Annotated in this window: 20 protein-coding genes; 2 read left to right on the top strand and 18 right to left on the bottom strand. The window is 44.7% G+C overall.

Annotation, left to right across the window (positions count from 1 at the left end):
- The first annotated feature begins 81 nt into the window (after positions 1-81).
- Positions 82-267 (top strand): 50S ribosomal protein L28, encoded by a 186-nt coding sequence (gene rpmB / locus QBE54_RS06220; protein ID WP_369017340.1) that lies wholly within the window; start codon positions 82-84, stop codon positions 265-267.
- A gap of 84 nt (positions 268-351) precedes the next feature.
- Here the strand turns inward: rpmB and rpe are convergent, their stop codons facing one another.
- From rpe to QBE54_RS06165, 11 genes are read right to left on the bottom strand one after another with little or no spacing between them, the layout of a single operon-like run.
- Positions 352-1017: a ribulose-phosphate 3-epimerase gene (rpe, locus tag QBE54_RS06215; RefSeq protein WP_369017339.1), complete on the bottom strand. Its 666-nt coding sequence runs from the start codon at positions 1015-1017 to the stop codon at positions 352-354.
- Positions 1018-1035: 18 nt separating this feature from the next.
- Entirely contained in the window at positions 1036-2058 is a 1023-nt protein-coding gene (locus QBE54_RS06210; protein WP_369017338.1) for a PASTA domain-containing protein, read from the bottom strand.
- Positions 2059-2060: 2 nt separating this feature from the next.
- Positions 2061-3425 carry a transcription antitermination factor NusB gene (locus QBE54_RS06205; protein WP_369017337.1) on the bottom strand — a complete coding sequence of 455 codons (1365 nt, stop codon included), beginning with the start codon at positions 3423-3425 and terminating at the stop codon, positions 2061-2063.
- Entirely contained in the window at positions 3422-4108 is a 687-nt protein-coding gene (locus QBE54_RS06200; RefSeq protein ID WP_369017336.1) for a zinc metallopeptidase, read from the bottom strand. The genes QBE54_RS06205 and QBE54_RS06200 overlap by 4 nt, the downstream gene beginning before the upstream one ends.
- A gap of 12 nt (positions 4109-4120) precedes the next feature.
- Entirely contained in the window at positions 4121-5068 is a 948-nt protein-coding gene (fmt, locus tag QBE54_RS06195) for a methionyl-tRNA formyltransferase (protein WP_369017335.1), read from the bottom strand.
- Positions 5065-5574 carry a peptide deformylase gene (gene def, locus QBE54_RS06190; protein WP_369017334.1) on the bottom strand — a complete coding sequence of 170 codons (510 nt, stop codon included), beginning with the start codon at positions 5572-5574 and terminating at the stop codon, positions 5065-5067. Before def ends, fmt begins: the two co-directional genes overlap by 4 nt.
- Positions 5575-5603: 29 nt before the next feature.
- Positions 5604-7478, bottom strand: coding sequence for a hypothetical protein (locus tag QBE54_RS06185; RefSeq protein ID WP_369017333.1), 1875 nt, complete (start codon positions 7476-7478; stop codon positions 5604-5606).
- Complete coding sequence (gene coaBC / locus QBE54_RS06180; RefSeq protein WP_369017332.1) at positions 7478-8695, bottom strand: bifunctional phosphopantothenoylcysteine decarboxylase/phosphopantothenate--cysteine ligase CoaBC; 1218 nt, start codon at positions 8693-8695, stop codon at positions 7478-7480. The genes QBE54_RS06185 and coaBC overlap by 1 nt, the downstream gene beginning before the upstream one ends.
- A complete protein-coding gene (gene rpoZ, locus QBE54_RS06175) occupies positions 8661-8888 on the bottom strand; it encodes a DNA-directed RNA polymerase subunit omega (RefSeq protein ID WP_369017331.1) in 228 nt (75 codons plus the stop codon). The genes coaBC and rpoZ overlap by 35 nt, the downstream gene beginning before the upstream one ends.
- Positions 8889-8890: 2 nt before the next feature.
- Entirely contained in the window at positions 8891-9484 is a 594-nt protein-coding gene (gmk, locus tag QBE54_RS06170) for a guanylate kinase (protein WP_369017330.1), read from the bottom strand.
- 1 nt (position 9485) lies between these two features.
- The gene (locus QBE54_RS06165) at positions 9486-10358 is read right to left on the bottom strand and encodes a YicC/YloC family endoribonuclease (protein WP_369017329.1); all 873 of its coding nucleotides are present in this window, start codon (positions 10356-10358) and stop codon (positions 9486-9488) included.
- A 77-nt stretch (positions 10359-10435) separates the two neighbouring features.
- Between QBE54_RS06165 and QBE54_RS06160 the strand changes: the two genes are divergently transcribed.
- Positions 10436-12154, top strand: a complete 1719-nt coding sequence (locus QBE54_RS06160; protein ID WP_369017328.1) for an NFACT family protein — start codon at positions 10436-10438, stop codon at positions 12152-12154.
- Here the strand turns inward: QBE54_RS06160 and QBE54_RS06155 are convergent.
- The 7 genes from QBE54_RS06155 to ftsZ form a co-directional block, all read right to left on the bottom strand.
- The gene (locus QBE54_RS06155; RefSeq protein WP_369017327.1) at positions 12093-13058 is read right to left on the bottom strand and encodes an RluA family pseudouridine synthase; all 966 of its coding nucleotides are present in this window, start codon (positions 13056-13058) and stop codon (positions 12093-12095) included. The genes QBE54_RS06160 and QBE54_RS06155 overlap by 62 nt on opposite strands.
- Positions 13030-13512: a signal peptidase II gene (gene lspA, locus QBE54_RS06150; protein WP_369017326.1), complete on the bottom strand. Its 483-nt coding sequence runs from the start codon at positions 13510-13512 to the stop codon at positions 13030-13032. The genes QBE54_RS06155 and lspA overlap by 29 nt, the downstream gene beginning before the upstream one ends.
- Position 13513: 1 nt before the next feature.
- Positions 13514-14059 carry a DivIVA domain-containing protein gene (locus tag QBE54_RS06145; RefSeq protein ID WP_369017325.1) on the bottom strand — a complete coding sequence of 182 codons (546 nt, stop codon included), beginning with the start codon at positions 14057-14059 and terminating at the stop codon, positions 13514-13516.
- Positions 14060-14064: 5 nt separating this feature from the next.
- The gene (gene proC / locus QBE54_RS06140) at positions 14065-14877 is read right to left on the bottom strand and encodes a pyrroline-5-carboxylate reductase (RefSeq protein WP_369017324.1); all 813 of its coding nucleotides are present in this window, start codon (positions 14875-14877) and stop codon (positions 14065-14067) included.
- Entirely contained in the window at positions 14874-15518 is a 645-nt protein-coding gene (locus QBE54_RS06135) for a YggS family pyridoxal phosphate-dependent enzyme (protein ID WP_369017323.1), read from the bottom strand. The genes proC and QBE54_RS06135 overlap by 4 nt, the downstream gene beginning before the upstream one ends.
- An 80-nt stretch (positions 15519-15598) precedes the next feature.
- Positions 15599-17248: a radical SAM protein gene (locus tag QBE54_RS06130; protein ID WP_369017322.1), complete on the bottom strand. Its 1650-nt coding sequence runs from the start codon at positions 17246-17248 to the stop codon at positions 15599-15601.
- 8 nt (positions 17249-17256) lie between these two features.
- Positions 17257-18312, bottom strand: a complete 1056-nt coding sequence (gene ftsZ, locus QBE54_RS06125; RefSeq protein ID WP_369017321.1) for a cell division protein FtsZ — start codon at positions 18310-18312, stop codon at positions 17257-17259.
- Positions 18313-18323: the final 11 nt, after the last annotated feature.

Here is an 18323-nt window from a genome sequence, read left to right as displayed (position 1 = left end):
GAATTGCCCCTTGCCTTGTTTATTCTAAATTGTTAATATTGTAGCCAGTTGTAACCACAGAAGCAGAAAGAGGGTGACAGCATGGCCAAGTGTGAAATATGCGGCAAGAAACCGTCTTTTGGAAATCAAATCAGCCATTCCCATCGGGTAAGCCGTCGGATATGGCGTCCCAATATTCAAAAGGTAAGAGCTCTGATTAATGGCCAGCGGAGAAAAATAAGTGTATGCACTGCTTGTCTTAAGGCTGGAAAGGTTCAAAAAGCTTAAAGAGCGTGGTTTGGGCCACGCTCTTCTCGGGGGTTCTTAAAAACAAGGAGCCAAAGTTCTTAAGCCAACAAAACCCGATGGGATTTAATATGGCTTTATTTTTAAGGAAAGCCGTCTTACTTTTTCTTCAATTGCTTCTTCATCCGAAAAAACCAGCGATCCCGCAACAATAATAGAAGCTCCCCTTGAAGCCAGATATTCGATATTTTCTTCTTTTACTCCTCCATCAATTTCAATCTCTGTCCTCAAACCCCTGCGGGCTATTTCGCGGCGTAACTTGAGGATCTTTTCATCCATACCAGGCAACAATGTTTGCCCTCCAAAACCTGGGTTCACAGTAAGCAACAAGACCATTTCCAGCTTGGAAATAATCTCGGATACAAATTCTACCGGTGTTCCAGGGCAAAGAGCCACCGCTGCTTTTTTGCCGTGTTTTTTAATCAGGTTTATCGTTGCATCGAAATCCCTTTCGGCTTCCACGTGAAAACTGATGATATCAGCACCAGCCTCTGCAAATTCAGATATGTAACGACGTGGGGTTTCAATCATCAGATGCACGTCTATAGTGGCCTGAGGTAAAATTTTTTTCACCGCTTTGACGATGGGAACACCAAAGGTTATATTGGGTACAAAGTGGCCATCCATGACGTCTACGTGGATTACCTCTGCTCCTCCAGCTTGAGCAGCAAGCAATTGCTCCCTCAAGCGGGAAAAATCACAAGACAGTATGGAAGGCGCAAGTTTTGCCATCCCCTCGTCCCCCTTCTTTTATCGCAATTCTTTCTCCCAGTAATAATAATCGTTAAGGTATATAATCACCCTACCAGCACCCTTGCTGGGAATGCTGATTTCAACCGTTTCTCCCCCTTGGTGGATACGACGATAGGCAACTCTTTCTCCAAGCTGGTCGTTAATGACCACCTTGACTTCTATGGGTTGTTTTGCCTCAGGAAGAGGGAAGCGCAGTTTTACTTCTTTCAGTCCCTCAATCTTTTTGTTGACCGTAAGATTAATAACTCCTCCTGGGGCAAGTTTTTCTCCTGGCAGGGGTTTTTGTGCTATCACTACTTCAGGAGCCTTCTCTGGAACCTCCACTTCTTCTATTTCGCCCAGGCGCAGTCCTCTTTGCTGGATGACGTTCCTGGCTTCCTGGATTCTTAAGCCTACCAGGTCGGGAACTTCAATCAGCGCAACCTCCTCTTCTCCTCCTTTGCTTACCAGAAGATTAATTGCCACATCCTTGTTTACCTTGCTTCCCGCAGGCGGACTCTGTGAGATAACGCAGCCTCTGGGCACTGACTCATGGAAAACTTCCGAAATTTTACCCACTTTTAACCCTTCGCTTTTTATAAGCTCTTCAGCTTCCTCCACCGGGAAGTTGCGTAAATCAGGAACAACGATGGTCTCAGCAGTTTCTCCAGGCCCTCCTTCCTGAGAAGAGGCAACGCTCACCTGATTGATGACTACTTTGACTCGGTTACCCTTTTTCAGCTTGCTCCCCGGAGGAGGTATCTGATGGATAACCACCTGAGGTGGTAGCTGAGGGTTACTTTCGGTTCTCATTACTTCCACATAAATGCCCAGCTTGTTTGCGGTGTTCAGGACGCTGAGCAAATCCTGGTTGGAAAAATCTGGCACTTCTATTTCACTGGTTGCGAAATAGGCGTGCAAAACGAAAAGGCCAAGGTAGCCGCTCAAAAGAAGACCAAAACCAAAAAATATGGCTGCTACAAAAGGACGAATGAGTTTCCAGACAAAAGTTTTCCCGACTTTCTTTTCCTTCTTTTTCACCCTCATCTCTTTCTCCAGGCAACAATAAACAGTCCATCCGAGCTAAAGTAGTGAGGCCATATTTCAATGCCTTTTTGCTTGTTTTCTACCAGGACCTTCCACCGCTCACTGTTTCGAAGCCTTTTTCTGATTCCTTCTGGCAGGTAAATTTCCAGATTTACTTTTTCCAGGTTAGGAACATTTTTTTCAAAAAACTCTACAACTTCCCAAGTTTCTTCATCGGTCAGGGTACATACACAGTATACCATGGTGCCCCCTTTTTTAAGATAGTTTGCAGCGTTACAAAGCATCTGTTTTTGAACCTCGGCTAATCTTCGCAGCGTTTGCTGATTGTTACGAAAGAGCACTTCCGGGTTTTTCCTGATAGTTCCACATCCAGAACATGGAGCATCCACCAGGACCCGGTCAGCAGTTTCCTTAAGCTCTGGGATGGGCGATGTCGCATCCCTGGACAGGGGTTTTACAATTTCAATCCCCATACGTTGCACATTCTTGAACAACTGTTTCAAAAGTTCCTTCTGTTTATCAATGGCAATGATTTCTCCTTGATTTTGCATTAGTTGGGCAAGGTGGGTCGTTTTACCTCCGGAACCACAACCCACCTCGATCACTACTTCTCCTGGTTGAGGCTGAAGCAAATGTGCTACCAACTGAGAAGAAAGATCCTGAATGTAAAACATTCCATTTCTATATTCCTGAGTTTTGCAGAGCTCATGGTAATCACCCTTTTTTACTGCCAGTGCCTCGGGTGGAAAAAGTAAAGGTTCGGCCTCAATATCTCTTTTCGAAAGCAAATGGGCAAGCTGGTCAGCACCCACCTTAAGGGTGTTGGCCCTCAGAAATAACACAGGTGGCAGAGCAAGAGACTTCACTACGTTCTCCAGTTCCTTGCCAAGTTTGTTCATCCATTGCTCGTGGAGCCAGGGAGGAAGCTCTACTCCTCCTTCCAAAATTTTAAGGTACTGATCAACCTGTCCAGCGATGTTTCTAAGTGTAGCGTTAACCAGGGCGGAGAAATTTCCAGCGTATAACCCTTTACTTATTTCTACAGCTTCATTTACCACAACGCCTTTAGGAGTGCTTACATTGAAGAGAAGTTGGAAAGTAGCCAAACGTAGCAAATTCTGGATGGATAAAGGAAGCTTCTCCCATTTGGGAAGAAAAGTCCGGCATATAGAGTCGAGTTGCAGGGAGTGTTTAACCACACCCCTGCAAAGCCTTATCAAATTTTCTTTATCCGTTCCCCGGTTCCTGGAAGATTTTAAATAAAGGTTGTATGCCTGGTCCAAGCGTTGAACCTTGCCCTGATAAAATGCATCGAGTATTTTCAGTATATCTCTTTTGAGAACTATAAATTCCTGCTTCAATCTCTGCTCTCACGCAACAAGAAAAGTCTAAGGAGTTGTAAGGCGGCCATTGCAGTGGCTGCTACATAAGTCAGAGCTGCCGCATTAAGCATTTTTTTGACCAGTGGTTTCTCATCTTCGCCGACTATACCGGCTTGGGCAAGGAGTACATAGGCCCTGCGACTGGCGTCGTACTCAACTGGCAAGGTAATTAACTGGAAGAGCACTGCTGCACTAAAAAATATGATTCCGATATCCATTAAAACAGGGATGTAAAAAAGAAAACCGATGAAAAAAAGAGGCAACGCTAATTGAGAACCAAAGCTGGCTACTGGTACCAGAGTTGAACGTAGAGAAAAAGCTGGATACGCTTCCCTTTTTTGTAAGGCATGGCCCACCTCGTGAGCAGCCACGCTATAGTCGGCTACAGAGCGTCCCCGAGCCACAGAATGTGAGAGCCGCAAAACTTCATGGCGAGGATCGTAGTGATCATTGAGTGTTCCGGGTATTTCCTCAATCCGAATTGGCAACCCCAGATTCTGAATCAAGAGCTGGGCTACTTCTTTGCCGGTAAGACCCGTCCTGGCTCTCCTCCTGGATAGCTCTGCGTAGGTTCCAGAGACCTTGCTTTGAGCGTAAAAGGCAAGAATCAGAGCCGGTATCAGAAGTAAAAAGGTGTAATCAAAAAAGAAGGGATAAAACATGCTGCTCACCTCCTATTCAAAGCGTTCTCCAGTTTTCAAGCGATAGCCACAGCAAAATTCCCAGGAGTAAAGAGGTTTCTTGCTCTCCGGATGTAGCCTTTCAACCAGTAGATTTTTATCCAGAGCACTCACGACAATCCCCTCTTTTCTGATGTCTACGATAGTCCCTGGTTCTTGGATGCTTTGAGTGGTGTCTTCTTCAAGCCTGATTTTAAGGATTTTTACCTTCCTACCTCGAAAATAACAGAAAGCCCCGGGAGTTGGTGCAAAAGCTCTCACCTGGTTAATGATTTCCAGAGCTGGTTTGGCCCAGGAGATTCGCAACATTTCCTTTTTTATTTTTGGTGCATAGCTGGCTTCTTCTTCACTTTGGGGAATGGGCTTTATCCCACCCGACACCCAAGCAGGTATTACCCTAAGTAACTCCTGACCGCCGATTTGTCCCAGTTTTTTAGTGAGACTGCCGTAATCATCTTCAACCTCAATGGGAAGTGCTTTCTGGCCGAGTATTGGTCCAGTATCCATTCCTTCATCCATAAGCATAATTGAAACGCCGGCTTCCTTCTCCCCGCGAAGAAGCATCCATCTTATTGGGTCTGCTCCTCGGTAACGAGGTAGTAAAGAAGCATGCACGTTGATGCATCCCCACTTGGGAATTTCCAGCACTTCTCGCTTAAGAATCTGCCCATAAGCAGCGACAACGATCAGATCTGGACTTTCCTGTTTTAGGAACTCTACAAACTCTCGTTGATTAACTTTTTCTGGTTGAAAAACGGGGATCTCTTTGTTTTCAGAAAGAACAAATCTTTTCAGAGGAGGAGGCATTATCCTGCGTCCCCGCCCACAAGCGCGGTCAGGCTGAGTTACTATGCCCTTAATTTGATCCTGAAACTGACTTTCAAGAAGGACTTTAAAGACTTCTACCGCAAATTCCGAAGTACCCATAAAAAATATTTTCATGGTTCTTCCTTTTCTCTCCGAGCTATCTGTTTCAATTTCCCATTGATAAGCAATCTTCTCGCAGGGGCCAGACGGTCTATAAAAAGCGTTCCGTTTAAATGGTCAATTTCATGCTGGAGAATTCTTGCCAACAGACCTTCTGCAGCTATCTGAATCTCCTTTCCATTGATATCCAGAGCCTTAACAAAGGTCTTTTCGGGTCTCTCCACTTTGGCATACAAGCCTGGCAAGCTCAGGCAACCTTCTTCCTGAAGTTCTCCATCACCGGATTTTTCCACTATCTCCGGATTTATAAGGTGCAAAACTTTTTGTTGTTCCGGGTGCACCAGAGTCACCAGGCGCAACAGAACTCCCACCTGGTTCCCAGCAAGCCCGATACCTGAAGAAGCCAGCATGGTCTCTTCCATATCTTGAAGTATGGAAACGATTCTACCATCTATCGAAGTGACGGGCTGCGCCTTCTCTCTTAATAAGGGGTTCCCATAGAGAACTATTTTACGAACCATTTTATTTTTCCTCCACTTTTTCTATCTTCCTAATAGGATACCTTACAGCGCACCTTTACGCTACCTGCTGATTTGAGCAGGGGTTCGGCCTTCAGATATATATCTTCCAGGTCCTCTTGAGGCACCAATACAGTAAGCTCTGCCTGCAGTGTGCCTCTTTTTCTAAAGCCTTCTCCAGAATAGGGACCAAAGATATCAAATTTCTTCTCTTGAGCGCTCACTAAAAGCTCACGCAATTGATTTAAAACCTGAAAAGATTGCCTTTTATTCCTTCCCTCTGCAGCAATGCGAACCATAGCTCTAAGGGGAGGGTAACCACCTCTCTTGCGTTTCTCAATTTCTTCTTGAAAGAGCGTTTGCCACTTTTTGGGAAACTGGTTCAGAAAATCTTGAAACTGCTTTCTGGTCTGGATAATGATTTTTGTTTGGTAAGCAGGCACGTCTTCTCCCAGAAAAAGAAACGCTTTGTAAAAGGACAAAAGAAATCGTTCTCGGGCTTCAAAGTCGGGCAAAAGAAACCAATCTTCCAAAGACTCTATTATTAGTAAGGAGGACTGACGCAGTAATTTTTCCTGCAATATCGAAGTGGTTCCTACCAGAAGAAGCGAATCTTGGTGAATTTCAAGCTTGCCTTTTTCAAGAGTTTCAAAATCAATTCTTTGAATTCCTACCCCGGGAAAAAGTTTTTTGAGCTCTTCTTCAACTTTTTCTGTTCCTGCTCCCCAACCCTCAAACCAGGTTCCTCCACAACGTGGACAAACCGGAGCCGGGGATAATTTCTGACCACAGAGGGGACAAATCAGCTGCTTGGAATGGGCGTGGAAACGCATGGCTATGTTACACATCGCGCATGAATAGTAAAACCCGCACTCTTTACAACCCAGTGCGGTAGCATATCCGCTTTTTTGAACTAGAATTAAGCTCCTGGTACCTGCTCTAAGATTTTCTGAGATGGCTTTTTGAGCAAAAAGAGAAAAAATCTTACCGGGTTTTTCTTGGACCACAGTAGTTACCTTTTTGGAAGTAGCACCTCGAAGTTCAAAAACAGGCTTGAGAGAAGCCCATTTTCCTTCCAGGAGACAAAAATACAGATAAAGGTTTGGAATACGACACAAGGCTATCAGCGTGCCTCCAAAGACTTTGACTTTGGCCTCCAGAATAGTCAGGGAATTGTAATAAGGATGTTTCGAAGAAAAGTGACCTCGCTCTTCAGGGTCGATAATAAGGTAATTATGAATGCCCTGGGTTGGTAGAAAGAGAGAAAGACATGACCCTGCGATAATGTCAAAAGTTCCGGCTACAGCCTCTTGATGAAGCTTGAGTCTTTTGGAAGGGGATACTCTGCTATCAAAGCGAATGAGCTTCAAACCTGGAAAGTTTTCCTGTATAAACTCTACATAGCGGTCCAGCATCGCAAGCTCGGGAAAAACGAGGTGAACTTTCTCTTTTTTTTCTGCAACACGTTCCCGCAGAAACTGCTTTAAAAAACGTAATCGGTCTTCTTCAAAGGCCAGTTGACAACATAGGAACTGCTTGTGAGGCAGGAAACAATCCCGAGGACAAGATTCCTTACTCGGTAGAGCACTTCTCTTAAGGGTGCTTACTTTGGGAACATACAGAGCTAATATTTCGCCAAACGGCGCAAAGAAAGCTATGGAGAGTCTTTTTGCCAGATCAAGGTAAGCAGTCGTCAATGGCTGCAAAGGTAAAGGCTGCAAGATTTCCTTAAAGTTCTCCACGTCGTGGTATTCGGCAAGCTCAACTACCACTCCAGTTAGCTTTCGAGAATGAAATTCTACCTGAACAATGCTTCCAGGAATTATTTCGTTGATAAACCTTTCTGGAACGAGGTAAGAAAAAGTTTGGAAAAGGGGTACTGGCAAAGCAACCTGTGCCAAAAGCATTACTGTTGCAGGAAGTCTTTTAAATGCAAAAAAATCTTTTCTGCCAGGTCTCTTTTATCAAGAAGCGGAAGTTCCACTTCTTTACCCTTGCGGTCTATTATCCAGGCCTTGTTGGTTAAAACCTCAAAACCAGATTTGTCTTTATCGACCAAATTGGCAACTATCAGATCAAGATTTTTTTCCTGCAGCTTCCTCCTACCCTCTTCAAGAGGATTATCGGTTTCAGCGCAAAAACCCACCACCACTTGCTCAGGTCTTTTAGTTTTACTCACCATCGAAAGGATATCAGGGGTAGGTACTAATCGGAGTTCAAGCGTTTCCTGCTGATGCTTCTTAATCTTCGAAGGTTTCTGCGTCTCGGGCCTGAAATCCGAAACCGCTGCACTCATAAACAGGAAGTCATAGCTCGGAAAAAGCTTTTGAGTCTTTTCCGCCAGTTGCAAAGCGGTGTCTATTTCCTCCCTCTCCACAGAAGCGGGAACACGAAGGTGAGTCTTGCCGCTAATCAAGGTAACCTCCGCACCCAGTGCTTTGGCCTGAGCAGCTAAGGAATAACCCATGATGCCGCTTGATGGATTAGAAACATAGCGCACAGGGTCCACCCATTCACGTGTTGCTCCCGCAGTGACCAGTACCTTCTTCCCCAAAAGAAATTTGTCGTTGTATACAAAATAGAACATTTTTTCGATTATATTCTCTACTTCAGGTAGTCTACCTTCTCCTTCTTCCCCACAGGCCAGCTTTCCACTCTCCGGTAAAAGAACACCAATGTTCCGCTTCTTAAGCACATTCAGGTTTTCCTGTACGGCTGGGTTTCTCCACATTCTATGGTTCATAGCAGGTACAATGAGCAATTTCTGTGGTTCTACCAAACACAGAGTTGATAGCAAGTCGTCTCCAATGCCACAAGCTATCTTAGCTATTATGTTAGCTGTAGCTGGTGCAACAAGGATCAGATCGTTTTTTCGAGCTAATTCTATATGCAGAATTTTTCCTTCGGCATTAAAAAGGTGGTCATAGACTTTTCTGCCTGTAAGAGCTTCAAAGGTGCTTTTGCCAACAAAATACTGGGCATTGTCCGTCATCACTACCTGAACGTTGGCTCCAGATTTTACCAGGTAACTTACCAGATGCGCTATTTTGAATGCAGCGATACCTCCACAAATCCCAACCAGGATGTTTTTATTCTTCCAGAGGTTGCTCGGGTGATAAATCATCTTCTTGGGGTTCGTAAAACTCAATTTTGTCCTCAACTACTTCCTGAATAGCTACAAAGATAGGCTTATGAGGTTTGTCCAGCTCTACCAAGGGGGTGGCTCCTTCGCTTATTTGTTTTGCCCTTTTGGCAACAACGGTGGTCAAGGTATATCTATCTCCAGTTTTTTCAAGCAGTTTATCTATGGGAATCATGGCTACTTTTCGCCTCCCCAAAAATGAGGTTTCCTTATCCTGCACCGTTCAGCAATGATAATTGACAATAATTTGTTTACCGCTTCTTCAAGCTGGTCGTTAACCACTAGATAATCATAATCAGAAATGCACTGCATTTCAATACGTGCATTAGTCATGCGAAGGAGTATTTCATCCTCGCGATCCGTATTCCGCTTTTTCAACCTTTCCTCCAAGGCCTTAAGTGAGGGAGGTGCTATAAAGATAAAAACTCCTCCCTTAAAATTTTTTTTGACCTGTTTCGCTCCTTGGACATCTATCTCCAAAATTACGTCTTCCCCTTTTTTCAGCCATTCCTCAATGGGTTTGCGAGGGGTTCCGTAGTAATTACCGTGCACTCTGGCCCATTCCAGGAACTCCCCTTGGCGTTTCATCGCTTCAAAAGTCGAAAGATCCACAAACAAATAGTCTACCCCATTGATTTCGCCTTCACGCGGAGGCCTGGTAGTACAGGAAATGGAGTATCGAAGCCCCGAACATCTTTTCATTACTTCTTTTCTAACCGTGCTTTTCCCCACCCCTGAGGGTCCCGAGATGACAAAAAGAATACCCGCCATTTTATTCTATGTTTTGAACCTGTTCCCGTAGTTTCTCAAGAGCTGTTTTGAGGTCAATAACCATTTCCGATATCCTCAAGTGAGCCGATTTAGCTCCAATGGTGTTCACCTCACGATGTATTTCTTGCAACACAAACTCCAGTTCCCTACCAACCGGACCTTCGGCATTAAGAAGAGAACGTATTCTTTCTACGTGGGCCTTTATGCGCGTTATTTCCTCGTTGATATCGCTTCGTTCAACGTAATATACCACTTCCTGGGCCAGAAGAGTTTCGTTTACAGGCAACTGCGGTAATAGTTCAGCAATTCGCTTGGATAGTTTCTGGCGAAAAAACTCAGTAACCTGGTCGTTGTGTTTTTTTAGTTGTTCTGCAGCTTTGCTAATCTTTTCCAGGTGTTTCTCTATATCCTCTTTCATCTTTAGGCCTTCGCTCTCTCTTGACTCCAAAAAAGCTTGAATAGCTTTTTCAAAAATTGCCCTAAAAAGATCCCACTCCTCTTCCCAGCACTGATTCTCCTTGTTCAGTTTGATTATTTCTCCCAAACTGAGGATAAGCTCTATATGAGGGCTAAAGTTGAGCCCCAGTTCCTTGCAAAGAGTTTCAAGGGCATCGAGGTAAGAACGAGCAAGCCGGGGATTCACTTCAATGGTAAAGTTTTCCAGCCGAGGCTCAAAGTCAATGCGCAACTCAACCTTTCCCCTGGAAATGCGGGATTTTATAGACTGGTTGAGCAGTTCCTCCCAAACATAGAGTTCTCTCGGCATTCTGATGTTTATATCCAGAAAGCGGTGGTTGACACTTTTGATATGCACTCGGTAAGTGCCAAGTGTGCCCTCACCTTCGGCAAAACCAAAACCGGTCATGCTTCTCATATGATGACTCCTTTACAAAACTGGATACTTGTCGCTATATTACTTGAAAAAGCTTAAAACTGTCAACGGATAGAAAAATGCAAACTCTGGAAGGATTGCCCCTGAGATTTTTGATTAAGGAATTAAAGACCACGATAACTGGAGCTCGCATACAGGATGTTTTGTTGCTTCCTCAGAAGGGCTTTGCTTTAAGGCTTTACACTCAAAACACATCCAGTGGTTACTTGGTTACTTATTTTCACCCCAATGTGAATGTCTTATTTTTCTCGAGTCAGTGTCCTGATAAGAAACTCAATCTGGTTAACCACTGGATACAAACTACCAAGAAAAACCTTGTAGGTGGTCATATCACGGAGATAGAACAGATTGGTTGGGACCGGGTGGTGAGATTGTTTATCAGAAATCCCAGTCTATGGGAAAGTGGCGAAAAACAGTTTTACTTGATTTTTGAACTAACCGGCAGAAATGCCAATTTGGTTCTTGTCGAAGCTGACTCACAGCGTATTTTAAGTGCTGCACGGTTCATCGGGCAAAAGGAAAGCAGTCTCAGGCATATACTTCCAGATCTTGTTTATTCCCTACCTCCTTATCCAGAAGGTAAACTGGACCCCTTGCTTTTTTGGGAAAGCAAGGTTTTTGTTCCAGGAAGTGAAGCAATAGTTGTTGATGGACCAGGCTGGTTTATCAGGAATTTTGAAGGCGTGGGTTCTTTTCTTGGCAAATACCTGTGGCGTAAAATAGGGGACAGACCCACTTCACATCAAGAGATACGGAAAGCATGGGAAGAAATCCTGCAACCCCTGTTCAAGGAAAACTACAAAGTTTATCTTTTCTTTGAAAAAGCACACCAAAGACCTCTGGGCATCTTCTGGAAAGAAGATGGGTATTCCGATGCCCAAACACTGGCATTTTCCACCTTCTCCGAGGCGGTGGAAGCTTATCTTCGTGCTTTGCACAACTGGCAAAAACAGCATGCGTTGAAAGAAAGTCGACTTAAGGAACTCCAGAAAGAGTTAGAAACTATAAGGTGGGAGAAAGAAAAAATTGTTTCTTCTTTGCCCGATGAAGAAGAAATAGAAACAACGCGCCTTAAGGGAGAGCTCCTCAAATTGTGGCCAAATCTTGAAATTGTTAAGAGAGACGATGCGGGACTAATCGTTCGCAATATTTTTTCTCCCTCTCAAGAAGAAATTCACATCGCCTTGGATTCTGCTTTGAGTGTTACCCAGAACATGCAGAATTACTTCCAGCTTTACAGGAAACTTTTGAAAAGGGCTACCATGGCAAAAAAGAAACTTGCTATACTTGAGAAAAGGGAATCAGAAATACTGGGCAAACTTGAAAGCCTCGCTGAAGATAGCACAAAAATAGCATATTATGAGCAAAGTGAGGGCGGAACCTTTTCCCCACGACGTTTTCCTCCAGGTATAACAGGCTACCGTACACCCCAAGGCAATTACATTTTGATAGGAAAGAACGCCAGAGCTAACCACCTTTTAATTAGCAAAGTGGCTTCCAGGAAAGACTTGTGGTTCCATGCTCGAGACATACCCGGTTCTCATGTAGTCTTGAAAATTATAAACACCTCACAGAAATTGAGAGAAGATGTGGAACGTGCGGCCAAATTGGCAGCTTTTTATTCCAAAGGAAGAGCCGAGAGTAGCGTTCCAATAATCATGACTGAAGTAAAGTATTTACGATTTGCTCCCGGAAGCGATTTGGGCAAGGTTTTGTTTAGGAACGAAAAAACGCTTTTTGTACAGCCAGAATTTCCTCTGGGGTTGGAAGCTTTTTAAAGTGTTTAAGCAAGAACTCCTTCATATCCTCGGGAAGATCTGCGTAAAAAGCGAGTTTCTCACTTCGAGTAGGGTGTTCCAAACTCAGGGAAAAAGCATGAAGGGCTTGCCTTGGCATTTGCTGGGCACCCCAGGCGGTACCGTACCGCTTGTCCCCTACAATTGGATGACCGATGAAACTCAGGTGGACACGTATTTGATGAGTACGGCCAGTTCGGGGACTAACTATAAGCAGTGAATAGTTTTCCCCGCTCAGGTAGGGTTTAATAAGCGTGTGAGCCTCTTTGCCCTGCTTAAAATTGACTTCCATCAAACAGGGATTCTTTCTGTTTCTGGAAATGGGTAAAGTCAGTTCAGCTGAGTTTTCTTCCCATTTCCCTTCAACAATGGCGAGATAAACTTTGTTGACTTTCCGTTTTCTGAATTCCTCTATCAGTTTGAGGTAGGCCACGTCTGATTTGGCAAAAACCATAACTCCAGAAGTTTCCTTATCAAGACGGTGCACAACACCTGGACGCAAGGGAGCTCCATACCGAGCCAACCCTACCCCGTGATAAAGCAGTGCATTGACCAGGGTATTTTTTTCCAGAAGGCTCACCGGGTGAGTGGCTATGCCCGCTGGTTTGTTGATGACCAAGATATCCTCATCCTGATAAACTACTTCCAGGGGAAGAGGGAATGGCTCAAGTTCTAAAAACTGTTTTCCTTCCCAGGTAATTTCTATGACGTCTCCAGGATTCACTTTCTTACTGGTTTTCGTGATAGTGGTGCGATTTACTCTAACCTTGCCGTCTTTGATGAGTCTGGCAAGTAGAGAACGAGATGCTTCGGGAAAGTTTCTTGCCAACCAGGCATCCAAGCGGGCCCCCGCTTCATCATAAACCAGAATCTTCTGCTTCTTCATCCTTTCCTCTGTAAAGAAAACCTAACAGGATAAGCCCCATTCCCAAAACGATCAGAACGTCGGCCAGGTTGAAAGTAGCCCAAAAAGGCGTATAGAAGAAATCAACAACATATCCCAGACGTAACCTATCGATAAGATTGCCCCAGGCTCCCGATATGTAGAAGCTCGCACCCCAGGTAAAGAGGCGCTGATTTTTGGGGTTTCCTGCCTTATCCAGCGCAAAAAAGAGAAGAAATACGACAGTTACAGCAACCGTAATGACGAGAAGCTGGGGTGTACTCAAAATCTTTATTCCAAAGGCACTACCCGGGTTGTGCCTTAAGCGCAGCTCAAAAAAACCCCTTATCAAGGGATAGGGAAGGTTAATGAAATTCTGTATACACCATTTCGACACCTGGTCAGTGGCAATGCCCAGAGTGACAATTACGATGATAATCAGCCACTTCCGGCCCATTTCACTTTTTTTCCTGAAAATCCTCGAGAGAAAAACGGACAACTTCCCCAATTGAGTCCTGCGATGCATTGGAGTCAAGAAGTAAAGAAATTTCTGGTAGTTCTTTCTCATACTGGTTCAAGCTCTCCAGGAAAGTTTGCAAAAGGGCCTTAAAGCGCAATTGGAACTGCCGATACTGCTCCAGTAACTTCCGATACTCAAGTTCCAATCTGTATTTCTTTCTTTCCGCTTCGCCGAGAAGATTCTGGGCTTTCAGGCGAGCTTCAGCAACAATCATCTGAGCTTCCTTCTGGAGCAAATCTTTCTCGGCTTCAATTTGTTTTTTCAATTCTTCCTGTTTGGCTTTTAGTCTCTGGATTTCTGTTTCCTGTTGATGAAGTTTTTGTTTCAGAAACTCATTTTCTTGAGTCAATTTAGCTTGTTGATTGAGCAGTTCCTGAAAATAGCTGGCTATCTCTTCCAGAAACTCATCTACTTCCTCTCTGTTATAACCTCGAAAGGCGGTTCCAAATTCTATCTGCAAAAGGTCTTCAGGTTGTAAAGACATCTGACTCACTCCTCAGAGGTTAAACTTTTAGCTCGATTAAATGATACCTCAAGGGCTTTCATAACCGTACTCTTTAGCTTGCCCTCTTCGAGGGCATGCAGCCCAAAGATAGTGGTACCTGCTGGAGAAGCAACTCGACTCCGGAATTCTCCAGGATGGAGGGCTTTTTTCTTCAAAAGTAGTGCTGAACCCAATACTGTCTGAATAGCAACTTTGAGGCTTTTCTCCCAGGGTATTCCCAGCTTCACTCCTCCGTCCATCATTGCTTCTATGAAGAGTGCTACAAAAGCAGGACCACTCCCACTTAAAGCAGTAAGAGAATCAATTTCGGCTTCCTGAACTTCAAAAACCCATCCCAGCGATGCCAGAAGGAACAGTAAGTCTTCTCGGTGTTCTTGAGGAACAGTATCCGAAAACACTACCGGGATCACCGCTTCTCCAACTTCAACGCAAAGGTTGGGCATTATGCGTACGTATCCTTGTGCTCCAGGTAACGCCTCGCTAACTTTGTTTATACTGGTTCCTGCCAGAAGAGAAACAATGGTGCTTCCAGCCAGGTTCTCAAGGAGTGGGGTCACTGAAGGCAAGTCTTTGGGCTTGACTGCCAGAAATATGAAATGGTACTGTTTGCCATCAAACGGGGGTTTGGCGGTTTTCAGGTTGAAACGCTGGGATAGCACCTCTGCTCTGGAAGGTATCCTGTCAAAAAGGTGGAACTCCATTTTTTTGTGCCAGCCGTCTTGGCACAAACCCTCTACCAAAGCGCTACCCATATTTCCGCAACCTATAAACAAGATTTTCTGAGTAAACTGCTTCACTTAAGGGTACTCCTTTCTCCAAAGATTGCCCTTCCTAAACGTATCATAGTTGCACCTTCTTCTATGGCAATTTCGAAATCCTCGCTCATGCCCATAGAAAGTTCGCGCAGGTAAACGCCAGGTATTTTCAGCGTGTTAATTTCCTCCTTCAATTCCCAGAGCTTGCGAAAGACCCGACGTGTTTCTCGCTCATCCACTGGATAAGGCCCTATAGTCATCAAGCCCCGAACATCCAGTTCTGGATATCTGACCGCTCTTTCTATAAGAGGAACAAGCCCTTGCTCATCAACCCCACCTTGCGTCTCCTTACCGGTAAGGTTTACCTGAATCAGCACTGGGAGGCGACTCTCAATGTTCAGTTTAACCGCTTGAGCATGTATTGCTTCTACCAGCTTTATTCTATCAAGAGAATGGAGATAATGAAAGTGTAATAGCATCTGTTTCACCTTGTTGGTTTGAAGCTGCCCCACAAAATGGAACTCGAGTCTCTGGTGAGGCAAAAGAGGTATTTTCTCGAGTGCTTCTTGAATCCGGTTTTCTCCTATCCGTACTATACCACATTCAACCGCTTCCAGTATCCTCTCCGGGCTTTGGCCTTTAGTAACAGCAACAATCTTTATCTCGCTTTCGTCCCGACCCACCTTATGACAGATTTTGGAAATTTTGCTAAAGATCTTTTCCAGGTTTTCTTTTACAGATGATGGGTTCAAGCTGGTTCACCTCAATCTCCGGTGGGGTTGACACAAAACCCAGGGATTAATATCCCAGATGTGGACTGCGGAAAAGAAAAAGTGACTGTTTGCCAGGGCTTGAATCCCTCTTTCCAGGGGTTGCGAGCCCATTCTCTTATATCTCTCTGCAGTTCCTTGAGCAAATCACGCCAGTGACCCAGAGAAAAGGGATGACTGTAATTGAGCAACTGGGGTAACTTTTCAGCGAGCTTTCGGTCTCCTCTTGACAAAATAAGCTGCACCAGAGAAAGCCTCGGACTCTCTCCAGCAAAGTTTATTTTCAAATGTTGCAAGCCTTTTTGGAAAGCTTCGCTTTCTTCTAACCACTTCTCAAGGTCTGGAATTTCCAAATCTTCAAAGGGGGTATGGGGTTTGGGCACCAGGAAACTATAGGAAACCGAAAGCAACTCTTTCCTTCCGGTGACGCCAATGATGGTACGTAAAAAGTCAAGGTGTTTCTGGGGAGAAAGTACTGGATGTCCTAAAAGAAAATACAATTTTACTTTAAATTTTTTCTCCAGAAGTTCTCTTATCAGATCCAGCCACTCTTGGTCCTTTAGGTTTTTGCCCAGAAAGCGCCTACCTTCCTCGTCTCCGCACTCCGGAGCGAGGGTAATGGTTTCATGCTGAAGGGAGGCAAGCAAAGTAAGTAATTCCTTTTTCTTGTAAAGCATCAAGGCACTGAGAGATGAAGTGGTTACCCTGGCCTTCTTTTGAAGAAGAAAACTTAGGATTTCTTCAATCTGAGGATGTCCAAGGATGTCCGAACCGACCAAACCTATTTTGTGGGTGAATTGAAGTCCATATTCGAAACTCTGCTTAATTCGGTCTAAGTTTCTGTATCGTACCGGAGCATAAACCTTGCTTACGGCACAAAATTTGCAGGCATATTTACATCCTCTGCTTATTTCCACCAGAAACGTGTTTTTGAAGTAACCGCAAGGAGCATAGATAAAGCTGTGTGCCCCGAAAGCGTCAACATCAGTTCTCTGGGCCACTACGGGCAAGGAAGAAACTCCATTTTTTAGGCTGAAATCCACTATGAAATCTCCTTTGTACACCGGTTCGACAAATTCAGGCACGTACACTCCAGGCAACTGAGCCAGCCGCAACTTGGTTTCTTTTCTGTCTTCGGAGCTTGAGAAAGAATTCCCCAAACTTTCAAGAACCTTGGGGAAAGTTTCTTCGGCTTCTCCCACAATTAGGAAATCCGCAAAGGGAGCAAAAATTTCCGGATTCAGAGAAGCTGCTACTCCACCAAAAACAACCCATGGGTCACGATCGGTTCTCTCTCGAGAAAAGAGAGGAATACCTGAAGCTTGAAGCATCTCTATCGCCTTAAGCAGGTCTGTTTCGAAAGGGACCGAAAACCCCACCAGGTTAAAGTTGGTCAAGGGTATTCCTTTTTCCAGAGAACGGGGTAAAGTTTCCGGAAATGCTCGCTCCACTCTCCACTCAGGCACCCGATAAGCGGTATAGAGCAGGGTCTGAAAACCCAGATTGGCCATGCCCAGAGAATAGCCTCCCGGAAAACAGAGAACGAAGGAAAAAGCTCCACCCTTGGAACCAAGCCTGATACCCAGTTCTTTTTCGGTGTAGGAAGTGAGCCTTTCCTTCTTATCTCCTTTGGCCCGAGGCATGTGCTACTCTAACTTTGCTTTCGCCAGAAGGCTGGTATATCAAGGTCATCTGGTGAAAAGGTGGCAGCGTCGTCTTTTTCTTTCTTGTCGCTTTTCTCTTTTTGCTGGTCAAAGCCAGTAGCAATAACCGTAACTCTCACTTCATCTCTTATTCTTTCGTCGATTACTGCCCCAAAGATTATGTGTGCATCATTGGAGGCTGCCTTGGTAATGATATCGGCTGCCTGCTTTACTTCAAATAAACCCAGATTGGCTCCTCCAGTAATATTGAAAAGAATGCCCCTTGCTCCCTCAAAAGAAGACTCGAGCAAAGGACTACGAACGGCATTCTGAGCCGCTTCCTTAGCCCTGCCTTCACCAGTTCCTCTGCCAATACCCATCAGGGAAGTTCCTGCATTACTCATAATCTCTTTTACATCAGCAAAGTCGAGATTGATCAAACCCGGTGTATTGATTAAGTCGGAAATACTCTTTACTCCCTGCAGGAGCACTTCATCGACCATCTGAAACGCTTCAACCACTGAAGTCGAGTGGTCCGCTATCTCCAGAAGTTTATCATTGGGAATGACAATGAGCGCATCAACTACCTTTCTCAGGTTTTCTATTCCTTCCTTAGCCTGACGGTTTCTTTTCCCTCCTTCGAAAGCGAAAGGTTTAGTAACCACTGCCACAGTAAGAATGCCCAGCTCCTTAGCTATAGAGGCCACCACTGGTGAAGCGCCGGTACCAGTACCTCCTCCCATTCCTGCAGTGATAAACACCATATCTGCTTTTTCAAGAAGTTCGTATATTTGCTCTCTATCTTCTTCGGCAGCTTTTCTGCCAATTTCCGGATTGGCTCCAGCTCCAAGACCTCGAGTCAGCTTTTTTCCTATTTGTAACTTGGTTTCAGCAAGAGAACGGCTCAAAACCTGAGCATCGGTGTTCATAGCCACAAAATGGACGCCTTCAAGACCCGCTTCAATCATGCGGTTAATTGCGTTGCCACCACCACCACCAATACCAATGACTTTTATCTTCACGTCACTACTCTCTTTCATTCTTCTATTTTTTGTACTGGCCATAAGACTGTCCT

It is taken from the genome of Thermatribacter velox (assembly GCF_038396615.1).
Lineage (GTDB): Bacteria > Atribacterota > Atribacteria > Atribacterales > Thermatribacteraceae > Thermatribacter > Thermatribacter velox.
Note: the sequence above shows the minus strand (reverse complement) of the source record. Positions and strands in the feature narration are given on the sequence as shown.

Excerpts from the sequence above, each read along its gene's own strand:
- rpmB (WP_369017340.1), top strand. The coding sequence starts at position 82 with ATGGCCAAGTGTGAAATATGCGGCAAGAAACCGTCTTTTGGAAATCAA.
- rpe (WP_369017339.1), bottom strand. The coding sequence starts at position 1,017 with ATGGCAAAACTTGCGCCTTCCATACTGTCTTGTGATTTTTCCCGCTTG.
- QBE54_RS06200 (WP_369017336.1), bottom strand. The coding sequence starts at position 4,108 with ATGTTTTATCCCTTCTTTTTTGATTACACCTTTTTACTTCTGATACCG.
- fmt (WP_369017335.1), bottom strand. The coding sequence starts at position 5,068 with ATGAAAATATTTTTTATGGGTACTTCGGAATTTGCGGTAGAAGTCTTT.
- def (WP_369017334.1), bottom strand. The coding sequence starts at position 5,574 with ATGGTTCGTAAAATAGTTCTCTATGGGAACCCCTTATTAAGAGAGAAG.
- QBE54_RS06185 (WP_369017333.1), bottom strand. The coding sequence starts at position 7,478 with ATGCTTTTGGCACAGGTTGCTTTGCCAGTACCCCTTTTCCAAACTTTT.
- coaBC (WP_369017332.1), bottom strand. The coding sequence starts at position 8,695 with ATGATTTATCACCCGAGCAACCTCTGGAAGAATAAAAACATCCTGGTT.
- rpoZ (WP_369017331.1), bottom strand. The coding sequence starts at position 8,888 with ATGATTCCCATAGATAAACTGCTTGAAAAAACTGGAGATAGATATACC.
- gmk (WP_369017330.1), bottom strand. The coding sequence starts at position 9,484 with ATGGCGGGTATTCTTTTTGTCATCTCGGGACCCTCAGGGGTGGGGAAA.
- QBE54_RS06165 (WP_369017329.1), bottom strand. The coding sequence starts at position 10,358 with ATGAGAAGCATGACCGGTTTTGGTTTTGCCGAAGGTGAGGGCACACTT.
- QBE54_RS06160 (WP_369017328.1), top strand. The coding sequence starts at position 10,436 with ATGCAAACTCTGGAAGGATTGCCCCTGAGATTTTTGATTAAGGAATTA.
- QBE54_RS06155 (WP_369017327.1), bottom strand. The coding sequence starts at position 13,058 with ATGAAGAAGCAGAAGATTCTGGTTTATGATGAAGCGGGGGCCCGCTTG.
- lspA (WP_369017326.1), bottom strand. The coding sequence starts at position 13,512 with ATGGGCCGGAAGTGGCTGATTATCATCGTAATTGTCACTCTGGGCATT.
- QBE54_RS06145 (WP_369017325.1), bottom strand. The coding sequence starts at position 14,059 with ATGTCTTTACAACCTGAAGACCTTTTGCAGATAGAATTTGGAACCGCC.
- QBE54_RS06130 (WP_369017322.1), bottom strand. The coding sequence starts at position 17,248 with ATGCCTCGGGCCAAAGGAGATAAGAAGGAAAGGCTCACTTCCTACACC.
- ftsZ (WP_369017321.1), bottom strand. The coding sequence starts at position 18,312 with ATGGCCAGTACAAAAAATAGAAGAATGAAAGAGAGTAGTGACGTGAAG.